1 protein-coding gene is annotated in these 292 nt (G+C 37.0%); it reads right to left on the reverse strand.

Features of this window, described 5'->3' with window-relative positions:
* A partial coding sequence (locus ABR854_RS25950; RefSeq protein ID WP_350268746.1) for a hypothetical protein occupies window positions 1-292 on the reverse strand: 292 nt, incomplete at both ends.

Consider the following 292-nt stretch of genomic DNA (forward strand, 5'->3'; position numbering starts at 1 on the left):
GGTAGAATTATCAGCCAATTCCCCTTTCAACCAGCAAGTTTCTCTATTTGTACCTGTGATTATTACATAATCTTTCACTATCCATTCGGTTTCAGTATAAACGCCGGGATAAACTACAATTTCATATCGCTTAGTTGCTGATGCATCAGTTATACTATCATTTGCAAGCTTCGGGCTTAGATACTGACCTGTTCCGTCTTTTTTCACGATCAACTGCACAATAGTACCTCCTGCCGATATACTTGTAATTGAATTTCTAATCGGTTCTAATGTTTTTTCAAGAACATAAGAG

It is taken from the genome of Emticicia sp. W12TSBA100-4 (assembly GCF_040253585.1).
In the GTDB taxonomy this organism is placed as follows: Bacteria; Bacteroidota; Bacteroidia; order Cytophagales; family Spirosomataceae; genus Emticicia.